The organism is Pseudoalteromonas sp. SG44-1 (assembly GCF_014164315.1).
Taxonomy (GTDB): Bacteria; Pseudomonadota; Gammaproteobacteria; order Enterobacterales; family Alteromonadaceae; genus Pseudoalteromonas; species Pseudoalteromonas rhizosphaerae.
Map to the genome: position 1 here is coordinate 30,022 of NZ_JACJEW010000020.1, position 16,464 is coordinate 46,485.

The window sequence follows — 16,464 nt, forward strand, 5'->3', positions numbered from 1 at the left end:
GTTTAAACCTACGTAAATATCTTAACGTGTTACATGCGCAAAAATTAAAAAACAAAACTTGATCTCGTAAATCATAATTTGTCTTGTTTTATAGAGTGGGGATAAGTAATGTTTGCTGTGTTTTTACAAATATTGCTCATAGATAACCGATAAAAAGAGTCAATAATCACCACAACTTTGAATAATCAAGGAAGTACTATGTTCAAAAAATTTACTAGTAAGCTTTTCGGTGAAGATAAACAAATAACCATCAAAGATTTATTAATAGTTGCTTGCCAAGGCTATAACCATACGCAAACAGGCTTAGCCGCTAAGGTTGCTCATTACTTAGTAACAGGAGAAGGAGCTGATTGTCTTAACATATTAAATCAACTACCTAATTCGCGCCATTCGCAACTGCCAGGCCACTACTCGGTAAATAATAATGGCGAGTATGATAGACGCTCTTTAGTAGCCATGCAGCATGTTTTAAAGTCAGCTACAGGCCATCAAAACGACTTTTTACATCGTTTAGGTTTAGTAACAGAGGCGATTGCAAAGCATCACTATTTAAATCATATGGAGTCTAAACTAACAGGCTGGTTTGCCTTCTTACTGTTTTATTTTAACCAACACACTGATTTTGAATATGACACCAAGGCAACTCAATTCCCTAGTCGTGATGAACTGCTTACGCTGCTAGAAACGTATGACCAACCGCTGTGGTATATTGATGCCTATATTCTTGAGCGCTCCTATGCACAAAGAGGCTTTATCTATCCAGATCATTTGCTAGCTAATAGTGATTGGATAACGATTTGTTCAACACCTGAAAAATGCCAACAACTACAAAAAATCGACGCCAGCGGTCGTAATACGCTTTGCCAGTTTCTACTTAAGCAGCCGGTAATTCCAACTTCGTTATTACCGTTTTTAGCACAGCTTAGCGCTGATAAGTCCAATCAAGTACGTCTGTCAGCGAACAGTGTGATCCGTAAAATCGATGATGCACAATGCCTTGAGTTTTTCTCTGAACATTATGAAAAGGCTAATGCAAGCACACGAACTCACTGGATAAGCAGTGTGGTTGAGTGTAGTAATGCATTAACATTACTTGAAACATGGCAAGCCACTGAAAAAACAGCATCAGTACACACTAAACTTACACTCGCCATTGAGCAATATCAGTTAAAGCAGCAAAGCGACAACTTTGATTGGCAGTTGCCTGCATACACAAACGTGAACTTTCACGGTGATTTCCCAGCGCATTGGGTTGAAGACTGTATGCAAAGCTTAGAAAAGCTAATTGCGCGTTCTGAACGATATATAAAAAACAGCAAGCCCGAAGCACCCGGCAGCTACTGGGCAAAGGCGATAGAGCGTGAAAAAGAAGAGCTTGCGGTATATAAAACGATCACTAAAGATGATGTTGTTCAAGCTTTAAACGCTCTAGAACAAGGTCAAAAGCTTGGTAATGACATCTTTTATGACATTATCGATGAAGCTAAGTTACTCAAACAGCCAAACATTGCAATAGCACATTTTTTTCAACTGCAGAAAATTGGCAGATGGCACATTAATAATCTGTTAAATGCAGCCAATACGAGCAAATTACTGCAAGAGAATCTTAGCGATGTTCGCCAATTACTGCCATTACTAGCAGAATTTAATTTTAGCGTTTGTGACTTAACGAACATACTTGTAAGTTCCCATGGTGAAGAGTTGGGTACTCGCCCATTGGCGTTAGAATCAATTGATGTGTGGCCCTTATTCGCCGAGTACCCAGAAACAATAGATTACGCACTTGATGGCCTATACACAAAGCTCATCCAGCAAGGAGATGACACAAAGCCAACGATTATCGATCGCCTCGACTCCAAGGATAACTATGATAACTATATGGTTATCAACCAGACGCTGGCTTTATTAGCTGATTTTCCTAAACTTCCTCCCCATTGGTTACAACGCATCTATCAATTAGCGTTTGATAGTCGAAAATCAGTGCGCTTCACGGCACAAGCGACCGCACAAAAGCATGGCATCGTTGTTGAGCGAGTCAGCAAAGAATTACTATCAAGCGGCAATGATACTCGTAGTATTGCAGCAAAATGGCTGCAAACACTGGCGCTCAGTGATGCCCAACCAGCACTACAACAAGCAATTAGAAAAGAAAAAGATACCGCAATTCGTGCGCAAATGTTAGATGCCTTGCAGCAATGTGGCGGTGATATTAGTGAATTTACCTCACCAACTGCATTGGCTGAAGAAGCAGCTGCAGGGCTTCAAAAAGCAGTGCCTAAAAATATGCTTTGGCTGCAACGAGATAGGCTACCTAGCTGTAAATTTGTTAATGGTGAAGCAGTCGACACTGATATTATTTATTGGTGGTGTGTGCTCGCCGTTAAACTAAAACAGCCTGAAGGCAGTAACTTGCTACATTTGTATTTATCACTGCTTGATGATAATAGCCAAGCACAACTCGCTCACTGTTTATTATCAGCATTTATCACCCAAGATACACTTTGCCCCACCGAGCAACAAGCGCATGAATACGCCCAAGCTCATAAGCAGCAAGAGTTTGATATGTATCAACGTTGGGCTCAAAGTGAATGGGGGAAACAGTACAAAACGCATACTTTGGAAGATGCATATAATGCGTGTTACAAACAGAAAAAGTCAGAGCTATTAGGTAGTGCTATTAAAGAAAAAGGTTTGCTCGCCTTAATTATTGGCGGTAAACCGAATGAGCTTTTAGCCCTACTACAACCATATATGAAGCAGTATTATGTACGTCGTGCGCAGATTGAAGCAATATTGAGTGCTATCGCCAATATTAATGATCCGATAATTATTCAATTTATGCTGTCGTTATCGCGACGTTACCGTACCAAATCAATCCAAGAGTTAGCACGTCAGTTAGTTGATAAAATTGCCCAGCGAAACGGCTGGACGACCGATGAACTAGGCGATCGTACTATTCAAACTGCAGGCTTTGAAAACACACAAGGGCCAACACCTTTTAATTTAGGTCAGCGTACGCTGCAACTCCAGCTAAGCGATGATCTTAAATTTCAACTACTCAACGAAGAAGGCAAGGTGCTTAAGTCACTGCCGCAAGCGCGTAAAGATGATGACGATGCAGCCATCAGCGAAACTAAAAAATGGTTTAGCAGCTGTAAAAAAGAGCTAAAACAGGTAATAACGCAACAAACTAGTCGTCTATATGAGTCTATGGTTACTGAGCGTCATTGGCCTGCAAGCGACTGGCAAGAATATTTACATCAGCATCCTATCATGTTTCGTTTACTGCAACGTACGCTTTGGCAAGTACAGCTTGATGATGGTTGGCACAGTTTTCGCCCCACAGAAGATGGCGCACTCATTGATACAGAAGATGATGAAATTGAATTACCAGCCCAGGCCAGTATCCGCTTGCTAAGTGGTAATCAACTCAATAGTGAAGCAAGCCAAGCTTGGCAGGCCCACTTAAAAGATTACAAAATTAAACCGCTGTTTGAGCAACTCAAGTCGCTTGAAGTAAATATAGCTGCAGAACAGTTAGCATTGGATCATCATAAAGGCTTGATGACTGATACCTTCACACTACGCAGCTTATTGACCAAAAAAGACTACAAGCAAGGCGACCCTGAAGACGCAGGATTTTTTGATCATTACTATAAACTGTTTGATCAATTAGGACTTAGAGTTCAATTTGACTTCAGTGGTAACTGTGTCCCCGAAGAGAATGTTTCTGCAGCTATTTATAGCATCACAGTATGGCAATTTAATCCAAAAGCACGTGGCTGGAACCGCTATGATGCATTACCGCTTACTCAAGTCCCTGCTAATCTGCTTAACGCTATCGCCTTGGATTACGAAGAGGTGGCGAAAAAGTGTCATGCAGATCCACTGTGGCAGCAAAAGCTACCTTTTAATTAGCCGCTATAACAGTAAATGCTGGCCACATTAACGATGGCCAGCGTTTAGAAATCAAGATGATCTATCTAGCAAGGACGTTTTATGCTTAATACGTTAAACACGCCTCCGAACACAGACATTGCTGAACTATTAACTCTTGCCTGTAAAGGCTATGAAATAGCAGAATCAGGTCTCGCTCATAACGTTACACATTACTTATTACATGGGGAAAATCCCCGTTGTTTAATTACTTTAGCACAGCTTCCCGATACAGAAAGTAAACAGGCACCTGGTTGCTATGACTGGGAAGCAGCAGAAGCGATGTGGCAAGTACTCATGTCTACTCAAAGCCAGCAACTGGACTTTTTGCATCGCTTAGGTTTAGTCGTTGCTTGTTTTAACGAGCCCTATTTTGATGCGTTTAGCCATGTACTTTCGAGCTTTGATAACTGGTTTGCCTATCTTCTAAACTTCCTGAACAGGCAATTTAAAACGCATACAGCGTCATCTGTAGAGCAATTACCCAATCGACACACACTGCTGGAATTATTAAAAATATATCAATTACCTAGCTGGTATATTGATGCTTTTATATTAGAGCGTAATAACAAGTATGTTCCAGCAGAGTATGCCCAATATTTACTCACACATACCAACTGGCTAAGTGTCAGCAACGAGCCTGATTTCGACCAACAGCTACAACAACTTCATAGCGAAGGTCGTTACATTTTCGGTTGTCAACTGACAAAGTACTGTGAACTACCCAACACCTTACTACCGCTAGTAATGACATTAGCGGATGATTCCACCAACAAAGTACGTCAGGCGGCGGCGCTTGCCTTCACACGCCTTGATACAGCAATCTGGGTCAACTACCTTAAAAAACACTATCAAAGTGCTAACACCACCACCCAAGCCCATTGGATTACGCTTATTAGCCGTTATGATGCAGCGCAACCACTTTTAACTCAATGGCTAAGTGAAACAAAAAGTAACGTGTTGCAGCAACAGATCACACAAGCACAGCATGAATATCAGCTGATACAAAAAAGTCAGTATTTTGATTGGCCACTGCCAAGCCTCCCCCCCCTTTCTATCAGCCATGATTTTCCAGAGCGTTGGCTTGATGTTTGCCAGCAAGTGTTAAGCACTGAAATAGCCAAAGCGGAACAAGAAATTGCAACGGCGCAGCAAGCACTTTTGGATTATCCGCAAAATTGTCACCAAAGGCAGCAACGTTTGGCATCTGATCGTGACGACTTACAAGGGCTGCGCTCACTTACGCCAGAACAACTTGCCCAAGCGCTTGCGCAACTACAGCAACGCCAAATACAAACACAGCCCGGCTACGATATTATTTATAGGCTAGTTGATAATAAATACGCAGCCCAAATTATTGGCGAAGCTAAACTGATGAACCAAAGTGATGCTCAACTAGTGCACTTTTTCCTATTAGCTACTGGTTTATTTTATGGGCTTTCAACGGTACTCGAAGAGCCTCACCCTAGTAAATTGATCCAACGTGATATCAAAGATATACGCCAGTTACAGCCAGTACTGCACCCTTTTGGTATTAGCCCTAGCGATTTAACTAATTACATCCTTGATATTAGACATGAACCTAGTGGCAGCCTCCCGATAGCTTTAGAGTCATTTGAAATATGGCCGCTATTTGCGCACTATCCACAAACGATGACGCTAGCACTTGATGGCCAACTGAGCAGCGCAACATTTAGTTCAAGTACCGACTCATGGATCATTGAGTCACTTCTCAATGATCGTATCGATAGCACGCGCATTACTGAACAAGCCTTGGCTTTATTAGCTGATTTTCCAGCGATACCCCCCTATTGGCTCGAACGCATATATCAACTCGCCTTTGATAATCGCAAGCACGTACGCAAGTTAGCGCAATACGCCGTGCAGCAGCATGAATTGCTCATTGAAAAAATAACGACAGGTTTAGCATCAAGCAATAAAGAAACCCGCAGCCTCACTGCACAGTGGTTAACTCACCTGCAACACCCTGATGCGAAGCCCGCACTGCAAGACGCGATCACCACAGAAAAAGATACCACTACTCGTAACCAATTATTGGATGCGCTACAACAATGCGGCGGTGATATTAGCTATTTCATCACCCCCGCTATTTTAGCTGAAGAAGCAGCTACAGGGCTCAAAAAAGCAGCCCCTAAACATATGGCGTGGCTACAACAAGCGATGTTACCCACCTGCCACTTTCGTCATGGCGACCCTGTGGAGCCAAGCATTATCTATTGGTGGTGTGTGTTAGCCGTAAAGCTTAAACAACCCCAAGGGAGCAACCTATTAAGGTTATATTTATCACTCCTCGATGATGACAGTCAGGCTCGCCTAGGCCACTTTTTATTATCAGCTTTTATAAGTCAAGATACGCTTGCCCCTTCTGAGCAACAGGCGCATGACTATGCGCAAGCGAATAAGCAACGCGAGTACAACAGGTACCAAGATTTAGCGCAATATGATTGGGGCCAAGAATACGCTACACGCACATTACTCGATGCTTACAATGCATGTTACAACTTATATAAATCTCAATTGCATGGCTCGGCTATTAAAGAAAAAGGCTTACTGGCATTAATCAATGGTGGTAATCCCCAAGCGTTGCTAGCACTGATCCAGCCGTATATGAAAAAACACTATCTGCGCCGTACACAAATAGAGGCGATGATCAGCGCTCTTGCCCACATTAACGATACAGTGATTATTCAATTTATGCTGTCGATAGCCCGCCAACATCGTACCCAATCAATACAAGCGTTGGCGCGCGAGTTAGTTGGCAAAATTGCAAAGCGTAACAGCTGGACGACTGATGAATTGGCAGATCGCACCATCCAAACCGCGGGCTTAGAGCATATACAAGATCCAACACCGTTTAGCTTTGGCAATCGCGCTTTACAACTGCAACTGAGCGACTCACTTAAGCTGCAATTAATAAACGAAGAAGGCAAGGTGATTAAATCGCTGCCACAACCACGCAAAGAGGATAGCGAAGATCAGATCAACCAAACTAAAAAATGGTTTAGTGGTTGTAAAAAAGAGCTAAAACAAGTGATTGAACAACAACATGCCCGCCTATATGCAGCCATGATCACCGAGCGTCACTGGCCTTTAAATGAGTGGCATGAATATTTACACCAACATCCGGTGATGTTTCGCTTACTACAACGCACCTTATGGCAAGTACAACTTGATAATGATTGGCATACCTTTCGCCCGACTGAAGATGGTAGTTTAGTCGATGTAAATGATGAAGAGGTTACGCTAACATCGGGTGCAAGTATCCGTTTGCTCAGTGCTAATCAGCTTGATAAAGCCGCCCTTAAAGCATGGCAGCTACACTTAAAAGATTACAAAATAAAGCCACTTTTTGAGCAGCTCAAATCCGCTGATATTAGTGTTACACCTAAGCAAATTTCATTGGAGCATCATTTGGGCCTTATGAGTGATGCTTTTACTCTGCGCGGTTTACTCACCAAACTCGGTTATCAACGCGGTGAAACAGAAGATGGGGCGTTTTTTAATTACTACGAAAAATCATTTGAGCAGGTAGGACTTCGCATTCAATTTGAGTTTAGTGGTAACTATTTACCAGAGGAAAATGAACCCGCTGCCATTTATGGCTGCAAAATATTGCAGCAAATTCAAGGTTCTCGCACGCGTAATCGCTATAAAACGATACCACTTGCGCAAGCGCCAGCAAATCTACTCAACGCTATCGCACTGGATTATCAACATGTTGCAAAAAAATGCCATGCAGATCCTAATTGGCTATCAAAATTACCGTGGTAACAAAGTTATTTATACTTCGTTGTTTGCCCTGACTCCGGCAAAGAACGCTATATACAGTCAGAACTGTAGTAAAGGACGTACCTAATGAATGAACAGATTATTCGTGCTCGCGCCGAACAACGCTATCAAGTTGAATTAGTACAGCTCATTGCCACTGATAGTGGTGCTCGCCCGAGCGGCTGGCAGCTTTCAGCAAGTGCCGTAAAACGCTTTATTTGTGGTGATAAACAGCACAATATCAGCCGTAAATATTATGGTGATGATGCACTTGTTGAACGTGCGATTGTCAGCCTAATGGGCAACAATGGCTTGATGATGGTTGGCGAACCAGGTACTGCAAAATCAATGTTGTCAGAGCTACTCGCGGCGGCGATAAGTGGCACCAGCGAGTTATTGATCCAAGGTACTGCGGGGACGACTGAGGAGCAAGTTAAATATAGTTGGAACTTTGCCATGCTGCTAGCCAATGGCCCAAGCTTTGATGCGCTACTAAAAAGTCCTATTTATACTGCTATGGAGCAAGGTAAATTAGTACGTATTGAAGAGATCACTCGCTGCCCGCAGGAAATCCAAGATGTGCTTATTTCCTTAATGTCGGAAAAAACACTCACGATCCCAGAGCTGGGGATCGCCATTCAAGCCAAACCGGGATTTAATGTAATTGCCACCGCCAACTTACTCGATCGCGGCGTTAATGAGATGTCGAGCGCCCTTAAACGTCGCTTTAATTTTGAAACAGTGCCAGTACTTAATGATGTAAAACTAGAGCAAGAGCTTATTTTATCTCAGGTCAATGCCCGCTTTATTAACGAAGCACAGCAACCACAAATTAATGAAGAGTTAGTACAGTTATTAGTACAGGTATTTCATGACTTGCGTAACAACCTTGGTGCACAATCTTTAGATGCTACTTTATCAACTGCCGAAGCGGTCAATATTGTGCATTCTTGTGCTTTACATAGCCTCTATTGGCAACAACCTATGAGTGCTGAGCAGTTAGTACAACAGATGCACGGCACCTTGATTAAAGATAAACCCGATGACATTAAAAAATTGGCTCACTATCTTGATGCTGTTGTACGTGAACGCAAAGAGTGGCGTGCTTTTTTTGATGCAGGTAAAGCGTTGTGGATGAAATAACACCAGATGACAACGGCTTTAGCCAAGCATTAGCAAAGCTCAGCCAACGTTATTTACATGATGAAAAAGTACGTTGGTTACCTGTGCGTCATCACAGCCCTGCTTGTGCGCATTTTGCTTTAGCTCAATTAAACGCTTGGCAACCAGATGTTGTATTGATTGAAGCACCGCACAGTTTTGGGCAACACCTTAGCCTATTGCAAAACAAGCATGTGGTGCCACCGATTGCAGTTTATCAACAGCAAAGCTATTTTCCTTTCGCTGAAAATAGCCCTGAGTGGCAAGCACTGCGCTGGGCTGGCGACAACCACGTGCCAGTACAATTTATTGACTTAGACAGCACTGACGAGCAGCAAGAAGAACCACTTGATCGCTACAGCGATGCCCGTATTTTAAGCTCAAGCTATAGTCGTCAGCTACAACAAACCATGGGTTGCCGTGATGCCGATGAGCTTTGGCTGCGCTTATTTGAGCTACAAAATTTTGAAAGTGCGAATGATTTTTTTGAGCAAGTATTACTATTTTGTGCTGCTAGCCGCCTTTATTATGATCAAAAAAGTTTGCAGCAACTAGGCGATCTAGACCGCGAGAAACAAATGCGTGCCTGCATTCGCACAGCTAGTCATGATTATCAACGCATCGCGGTAATGACCGGCGGTTTCCATACCAGTGCACTGTTTGATTACGAGCAAGAATCAACTTCTATTCGTAAAAGTACTGAGGATAGTTTTGTGATCCGTTACAGCGATTCTTTACTTGATGCTCATCAAGACTACCAAGCGGGAATGCCCTACCCTGCGTTTTGCCGTTGGCTGTTTGAACAACGTTCATTATCAGCCAGTGATTGGCTACTGTATTTATTAGCACAAATGCCTAAGTTAACGCTTATAGCTAAACAAAATGTTTTTGAGCACTTAAGTCAGCTCTGTCAGTTGCGGGGAATTGTGCGCGCTGGTTGCTATGATCTACTCGATTCTTTAGGAAGTTGCCAATTTAAACAACAAAGTAGCTCGCGCGACTATCGACCTTGGCAGCAGCTGTTGCGTGGCGAAAACATGGGACAACTACCAGCAAATCAACGTAATTTGCCATTAGTCGATGATGTATTAGCCCATTGCAAACGTGTGCAGCTGACAATCGGCACTGTTAATCGCAGTCATTTCTCTTTATATGAATTAACCGAGCGGCAACGCCAGCGCCGCCAACTATTGAGCCAATTACTATTTTTAGACATCGGCTTTTGCCAATACGAACAAAGCATGCATGCCTTTTATAATGTACATACAGCCGCAAAGCACGAAAGCTGGCGCTACCATTGGACCCCTTCAGTAGAAGTGGCGTTAATTGAATTAAGTACTTTAGGCGGCACTCTCAAAACAGTTGTACAGCATCGCTTGGCGCAACAAAGTGAAAGCGATTTGCCACAAATGCTTGATAAATTAATACTGTCACTTCAATTAGGCATGCAATATCAATTTAACTCGGTTGCAATAACCCGTGAAATAAACGATTGCAGTACCATAAAAATACTATCAGATAGCTTCATTAAGTTATATCGCACCAGTAAGCACCCGCTTTTTAATGACTACCACCAGCAACTCAACGCATTAATTACACCGTTGTGGCGTCAATTAAGCTTTCACTTGCCCTCGTTAAATCAACTACCTGAAGATGAAGCGCAACAAGTACTGTTGTCATTACAAGCTATTGCACGCCAACAAATGGATGTACTTAAACAACCTTGGCGTGAGCGTTTACACTGGCTAATAGAACACAATGAACACACCCCTACCCTTTGGTTTGCGCTTAAAGCGTTGGCTGTAGACTTAGATGAGTTAGACCCTGCCTCTTTATTAAATGAACTACAACGCTATAGCGGCGACCGTTTCACTATTTTGCGCACACTGCTGACGGTTGTACCCCATTGGCTCAATCATCAAAACGGGCTATTGTCATTACTCAATCACAGTATTGAGCAACTCGATGATGAGCAGTTTGTTGAGCAGTTACCACAATTACGTGGGCTATTTTGCGATAAAGATGCACGTGAAATTGATGGTATTAGCCAGCAACTCGGTACACTTAATCAATGGCAACAGCAATTAAATTGGCTCAATGAAGATATCAGCGAGCATGATGTAAACCAAGCAATGTTATTAGATAAACAATTACAACAGCAACTGCTTGAACAAGGATTAAGTGCATGGACTACTCGCTAAAACAGCGCTGGCGTTTAGTATTAGGGCGCTATGCTGAATCACTTGATACCAGTTTATCAAGTGAGCAAAATCAACAAGACCAAGTCCTTGAGCAACTCTACCAACAGGGTTTAAAAGAGCGCGGCTTTCAAATCTCTGGCGGCTTAGAAGCAAGCCAGCCATCGGTAGTACAGTGGCTCGATAACGCTGAAAAGCTGTTTCCTAAAAGTGTTAATGACACCTTGCAACATCAAGCATTAGAGCGCTTTAATCTTAAGCAGCTGTTAGAAGAACCACGAGTACTACAAAATATTTCACCCTCTATGGGGTTGTTAAAGCAATTAATGAGTATTTCAGCGCATACCAACCCTAAATTACAGCAGCAAGTGCAACAAATCATTACAACTGTAGTAGAGGATTTGCTAAAGCAATTACGACCACTGTTTAATAACAAGCTCAATGGTAAGCTAAATCGCCAAGCGCACAGTCCACAAAAACGACTTGCTAACTTAGATTGGCAAACAAGTATTCGCAAGAACCTTAAACACTTTGATGGCAAACGCGTGCTATTTGAGCGCATTTACTTTCATGCTCGCCAGCAACCACAATTGCCTTGGCACGTTGTTTTATGTATCGACCAATCAGGCTCTATGTCCAGTTCTATGGTGTATTCAGCGGTGATCGCTGGTATTTTAAAACAACTCCCCTGTATAAAACTCTCGCTGGTGGTGTTTGATACACAAGTTGTTGATCTTTCCGAGCAAGCTGATGATCCCGTAAAAGTATTGCTCTCGACTCAACTTGGTGGTGGCACTTTAATTGCTAAAGCATGGCAATACTGTGAGCAGCTAATCGAGACTCCTTCGCGTACCATTATTGCTACCGTGTCTGATTTTTGTGAAGGTGGCCCTGAGCAAGCAATGTTTCAACAAGCTCAGCATCTTATTGATAGTGGGGTGACAATGTTAGGCATGACCGCATTGAGCCCAGAATCAATGCCTTTTTATGATACTAACGCAACAGCCAAACTTAGCCGTATGAAAATGCAGATTGCTTCATTAACGCCTGACCACTTTGCAAGTTGGCTAGCATCCACGATGGGATTACAAAAATGAGCAGCATGAGCATAAAACAATAATGGATATCAGTATTTTTGAAACCCTCGCCAGTGCGGGGTTAGTCCGCCGAGCACAAAAAGCGCTCGATAAATCCAGCCCACATATAAGTGGCGCTTCGCCAATTCAGTTTACATTCGAAGGCCAGCAAGGTGTACTGGATTTACATAATCCTAATAATAGCCAATGTGATTGCGCCGCAAATGGTATTTGTAAGCATATCATTGCAGCCAGCATATTTGCTTGGCAACAAGTGCCAACATCTGCAGCAACGGTTGAAGAAAATAAAGTGCCGCAAATCGATACTAATACGTTATTAGCCAGTGCTGGCAAAGTAAAAATACGCCAGCTTTATCGTCAAGTTCAGCGTCGTTGGCAAGCTGACATCGTGCAACAAGGCGCGCAGGTTTGCATTACTATCAAGGAGCACACGCTCCATTTTACTAACGTAACCACAATTAATGATATTATCTGCAATGAAGATAGCCAAGTATACGCACTACTGGGCGTTTACTTGTGGCTTGAGCGACAAGGTGAAATGCTGCAATGGCCCGACTGGTTGCAACAAGAACAACAGCAGCAAAAAACACTATTAAACCAAACACAAACGCAGCTTAAGCTGGCATGCTACGCTGAACTCATTATGCTTGCAGGAGTACCCTTAGCGCAACTGCGCAGTGAATCACTGCTCACTATTGAATTACTGCAGATCCCGATGGAAAAGGCAGGCTTTAACATTGCACCACTAAAACGTTTATGCGGCACACTCGCACGCTATCTTAGTGGTGAACATCTGCGAGACAAACGCACTGTTTTGCTTGAACTAGCACACGTTTTGGTGATGCTTGAACGCCAAGAGCAAACACAAACGCAAGATGTTGAACATATTTGTCCTCCACAGCAGTTGTTATGTTTAGGCGGTTATCCGTGGCGTCGTAGCAGTGGCGCACATGGATTGACGTTGGTTTTACAAGACGAATACGGCCGCTTTATTACGCTTGCCGAAAGTCGCACAACAACCGAGCAAACACTTAACTATAGCCAAATCTGGCAAGCAAACCAATTACTTGAAGGTGCGCCTTCTGGCTGCAGTTGGTTTGGACAAACTCAACGTATTTCAAACGCTCAGCTCAATGGTTGGCAACGTCTTCGCCAACTTAAAAAGACCTATGTTGAACCAAGCGAACAGCCACTAAAGCCACAGGCTATTAGTGATATAACCGAAATTGATTGGCAAAGCGACTATATATGCTTTGCTCCTAGTTATGTTCACCAACACACATTTGATGAAGCCACGCAATGCATGTTGCTCAGTTACCAAGATACGCAACGCAATACGCTCTTTTTTAGCCTGCCCTACACTAAGCTGACACACCATGCGATCAATAATATGACGCTATTTAAGCAGCAATTACCACAACTTATTGTGGCACGTATTGAGCGCGATAGTACGCAGTGGTACCTACGTCCGATTGCTGTAAAACTGGATCGTTGGATTAATCTCTATTTTGATGATTTAACCGACAACAAAACAACTAATATATTTAGCAACTGGCTTGCAAAACAATCTCCACAGACGCAACTGTCATCGCCAAGGCAAGATAAAGTGCAGCAATTTTTGCTAAAAGTGCTCGATGAATTAGCGCAAAGCCATAGCATGCCTCAGCAATCACACAGTGAAATGGCGCAAAAATTAGGACTGCGCACGTTGAGCCATTTTTTAAGTAACTCTGGGCCAGAACATCGTTTAAAAGCAGCTTACTGCGCCGAGCAGCTACTACAGTTAAGCAGTCTTAAACCTGTAAAGTTCAATGAGCTGCAAAACTAAGTGCTGATTAAAGTTCAGCTATATTATGCATTTTTTTAGGGAGTATTATTGAGTATAACAGTAAGCACTTTCGCGCTGCCAAAACGGTACGCATGCTTGTAATTGGAGTCGGGAGATCCGCATGGGTTTTGCCCCTACACGATTAAAACTGAGTAATGGTGAGCAGAACATCGCTAACGGTGAGCTTAATTTTATCGATATAAACCAAGTTGATGCAACGCAAACAAACGTAGGCAAGTTACCCAAGAGTATGAATAAACTTTCTTCTGTTTAATCATTTTCAACAGCAAATTACCTCGTTCATCGCAACGCCCTAACATGTCCTATATTTTTCTAAACTTAGCGCGTTGCAACAATCTCACCGCGAAAATAATAATGATATTTATCGTAAGCATCCGAATGAGTTTGTTCATCATACTGAGTGACTTTAAAGCTGTCAGCATCGACTTGTGTCATCGGCTTTGCCGACTTATATTGAGTTACGTAATAAACAGTCTCACCACTGCGATAGTAGTCGCGTTGAAAAATTTCAAAATTGCTGGGATCAGCCCCCATCAATACATGACTATCTTCACCATTTAAGTAAAAAATATGCTGATTATCGCTAGCAAAGTTCTCGTCTAATCGTGTAAAACTAGCGGTATCTACATCAATGTCAGTTAAGATGGCTATATTTGCGTAAAAGATATGTTGCTGGTCTTTACCGTAACTATCATCGATAGGTTTAAATGACTGCGCATCTATTTCAGGCACTGGCTCATCGTTATGGTAAATGACTTGTCGGCCTTTCCTTCCAGAGATATTCCAAAAGCTATAAGAATAGGCCTTATAACTTTTAGGATCAGCTCCTGCAACAATACGCTCGCCTTTAACCACTTGCGAATCATTAATCCAATAAAGATCAGTACCAATAATCTTAGCCTTTAGATTATCAGAGTTAACACCGCTAATAGCGTTACCACAATAGTAAAGGTGCTGTTTATCTTTGGCGTATAATGCAGCGTCATAGGTATTCAAATTGGCTAAACTGTAAGTAGTAAAGCTTTCAGCGTCAGCGTTTTCTATTAACTTAGCATTAAAGTAAACACGCTGTTCGACCACACAGTAGCCACCATTGGCAATACCTCGAAGCAGATTACTGATCATACCCGTATAGCCAAATATCACAAAGAAAAACCCAATAACAACAGCACTTATCAGCGCCATTTTATAACTATCAATACCAAAATAACTGCCGCCAAATAAACCAATAAGCAAAAATAATGGTACTGGAAAACTTAATATGAGTATGGCAGAGAACACTTTTTGCTTATTATTCATCGCGCCAGGGGCACCAAACATCATCGGCGACATCATCATCATGCTTCCCCAAAAGCACAGTGCCAACGTGACTAAGATATTAATTACTACAGACATTATCTTCCTTGTTTAATTAGTGGTATTGGTATCATACAACAACCAATATTTTTACTTAATTGTAGAATGAATATAAAGCTACTCTTCTGCTTGTGTAAACACTCTAATATGCTCTACGGCGCTGCGCCCTAGCGCTGATAAATTATACCCGCCTTCTAAATAAGAGATAATCCCTCTACAGCCAGTACTTTTTACCATGTCACACAGCTGTTGTGTCAACCAAGCATAATCGGCCTCAACAAATTTGAGACTTGCCATATCATCTTCAAAATGCGCATCAAACCCTGCGCTGATAAACAATAACTCTGGCTTAAACTCTGTTAATTTAGGTAACCACTGTTGGTTATACAACGTTTTTAAATCATTGCCATCGCTAGCTATGGGCAACGGTGAATTAACCAATGTATCGTTATTTTCAACGGCGGTATTAGGGTAAAAAGGATGCTGAAATAATGAGCAAAGCAACACATTGTCATCATCGATAAAAATGTCTTGCGTGCCATTACCGTGGTGAACATCAAAATCGACAATCGCAATGCGCTTAATCCCTTTACTTTGGGCGTACTTCACAGAAATTGCTAAGTTATTAAACACACAAAAGCCGGCAGAGGTTGTACGGTTTGCATGATGACCTGGTGGCCGTACGGAGCAAAATGCGGCATCGAGATTATCCGCTAATATTTCATCGACGGCTAATAGCCCTGCCCCTACCGCCCGCTCAATTGCCAAAAATGACTCTGGGCATAACCAAGTGTCGCCATCAAGTGATACTAAACCTTGTTCCGGGAGGGTGTTTTCCACCAGCGATACAAGGGCCTCATCATGGGCTAATAAGTAATGCTCACGTAATGCTTTAGGCGCTTGCTTTTGCTGCACGGCAATATCCAAGCCACTGGCCAAAAGACGATCGGTAATAGCATCTAAGCGCTCAGGACACTCTGGATGATCCGCGATCATTTTGTGTTTACGGCAAAAAGGATGAGAAATAATCGCAGTACGCATAAATGCTCCAAATGAGTTAACGACTGTAACTATAACA

Annotated in this window: 9 protein-coding genes; 7 read left to right on the top strand and 2 right to left on the bottom strand. The window is 42.5% G+C overall.

What is annotated here, in order from left to right:
* Positions 1-198 precede the first annotated feature (198 nt).
* From H5187_RS11085 to H5187_RS11115, 7 genes are all read left to right on the top strand, one after another.
* The gene (locus H5187_RS11085; RefSeq protein WP_182797868.1) at positions 199-3,918 is read left to right on the top strand and encodes a DUF4132 domain-containing protein; all 3,720 of its coding nucleotides are present in this window, start codon (positions 199-201) and stop codon (positions 3,916-3,918) included.
* Between the two features lie 81 nt (positions 3,919-3,999).
* Positions 4,000-7,728 carry a DUF4132 domain-containing protein gene (locus H5187_RS11090; RefSeq protein ID WP_182797869.1) on the top strand — a complete coding sequence of 1,243 codons (3,729 nt, stop codon included), beginning with the start codon at positions 4,000-4,002 and terminating at the stop codon, positions 7,726-7,728.
* 84 nt (positions 7,729-7,812) lie between these two features.
* Entirely contained in the window at positions 7,813-8,868 is a 1,056-nt protein-coding gene (locus H5187_RS11095) for an AAA family ATPase (protein ID WP_182797870.1), read from the top strand.
* A complete protein-coding gene (locus H5187_RS11100; protein ID WP_182797871.1) occupies positions 8,856-11,087 on the top strand; it encodes a DUF5682 family protein in 2,232 nt (743 codons plus the stop codon). The genes H5187_RS11095 and H5187_RS11100 overlap by 13 nt, the downstream gene beginning before the upstream one ends.
* Positions 11,072-12,181 carry a VWA domain-containing protein gene (locus H5187_RS11105; RefSeq protein WP_182717219.1) on the top strand — a complete coding sequence of 370 codons (1,110 nt, stop codon included), beginning with the start codon at positions 11,072-11,074 and terminating at the stop codon, positions 12,179-12,181. The genes H5187_RS11100 and H5187_RS11105 overlap by 16 nt, the downstream gene beginning before the upstream one ends.
* Positions 12,182-12,203: 22 nt before the next feature.
* Positions 12,204-14,009, top strand: coding sequence for a hypothetical protein (locus H5187_RS11110; protein WP_182797872.1), 1,806 nt, complete (start codon positions 12,204-12,206; stop codon positions 14,007-14,009).
* Between the two features lie 121 nt (positions 14,010-14,130).
* A complete protein-coding gene (locus H5187_RS11115; protein WP_182717221.1) occupies positions 14,131-14,283 on the top strand; it encodes a hypothetical protein in 153 nt (50 codons plus the stop codon).
* Between the two features lie 65 nt (positions 14,284-14,348).
* On the opposite strand, the gene H5187_RS11120 is transcribed toward H5187_RS11115, so the two are convergent.
* A complete protein-coding gene (locus H5187_RS11120; protein WP_182784600.1) occupies positions 14,349-15,425 on the bottom strand; it encodes a DKNYY domain-containing protein in 1,077 nt (358 codons plus the stop codon).
* A 78-nt stretch (positions 15,426-15,503) separates the two neighbouring features.
* Positions 15,504-16,427, bottom strand: a complete 924-nt coding sequence (locus tag H5187_RS11125; protein ID WP_182784602.1) for a histone deacetylase family protein — start codon at positions 16,425-16,427, stop codon at positions 15,504-15,506.
* Positions 16,428-16,464 lie beyond the last annotated feature (37 nt).

Excerpts from the sequence above, each read along its gene's own strand:
- H5187_RS11085 (WP_182797868.1), top strand. The coding sequence starts at position 199 with ATGTTCAAAAAATTTACTAGTAAGCTTTTCGGTGAAGATAAACAAATA.
- H5187_RS11090 (WP_182797869.1), top strand. The coding sequence starts at position 4,000 with ATGCTTAATACGTTAAACACGCCTCCGAACACAGACATTGCTGAACTA.
- H5187_RS11095 (WP_182797870.1), top strand. The coding sequence starts at position 7,813 with ATGAATGAACAGATTATTCGTGCTCGCGCCGAACAACGCTATCAAGTT.
- H5187_RS11105 (WP_182717219.1), top strand. The coding sequence starts at position 11,072 with ATGGACTACTCGCTAAAACAGCGCTGGCGTTTAGTATTAGGGCGCTAT.
- H5187_RS11110 (WP_182797872.1), top strand. The coding sequence starts at position 12,204 with ATGGATATCAGTATTTTTGAAACCCTCGCCAGTGCGGGGTTAGTCCGC.
- H5187_RS11115 (WP_182717221.1), top strand. The coding sequence starts at position 14,131 with ATGGGTTTTGCCCCTACACGATTAAAACTGAGTAATGGTGAGCAGAAC.
- H5187_RS11120 (WP_182784600.1), bottom strand. The coding sequence starts at position 15,425 with ATGTCTGTAGTAATTAATATCTTAGTCACGTTGGCACTGTGCTTTTGG.
- H5187_RS11125 (WP_182784602.1), bottom strand. The coding sequence starts at position 16,427 with ATGCGTACTGCGATTATTTCTCATCCTTTTTGCCGTAAACACAAAATG.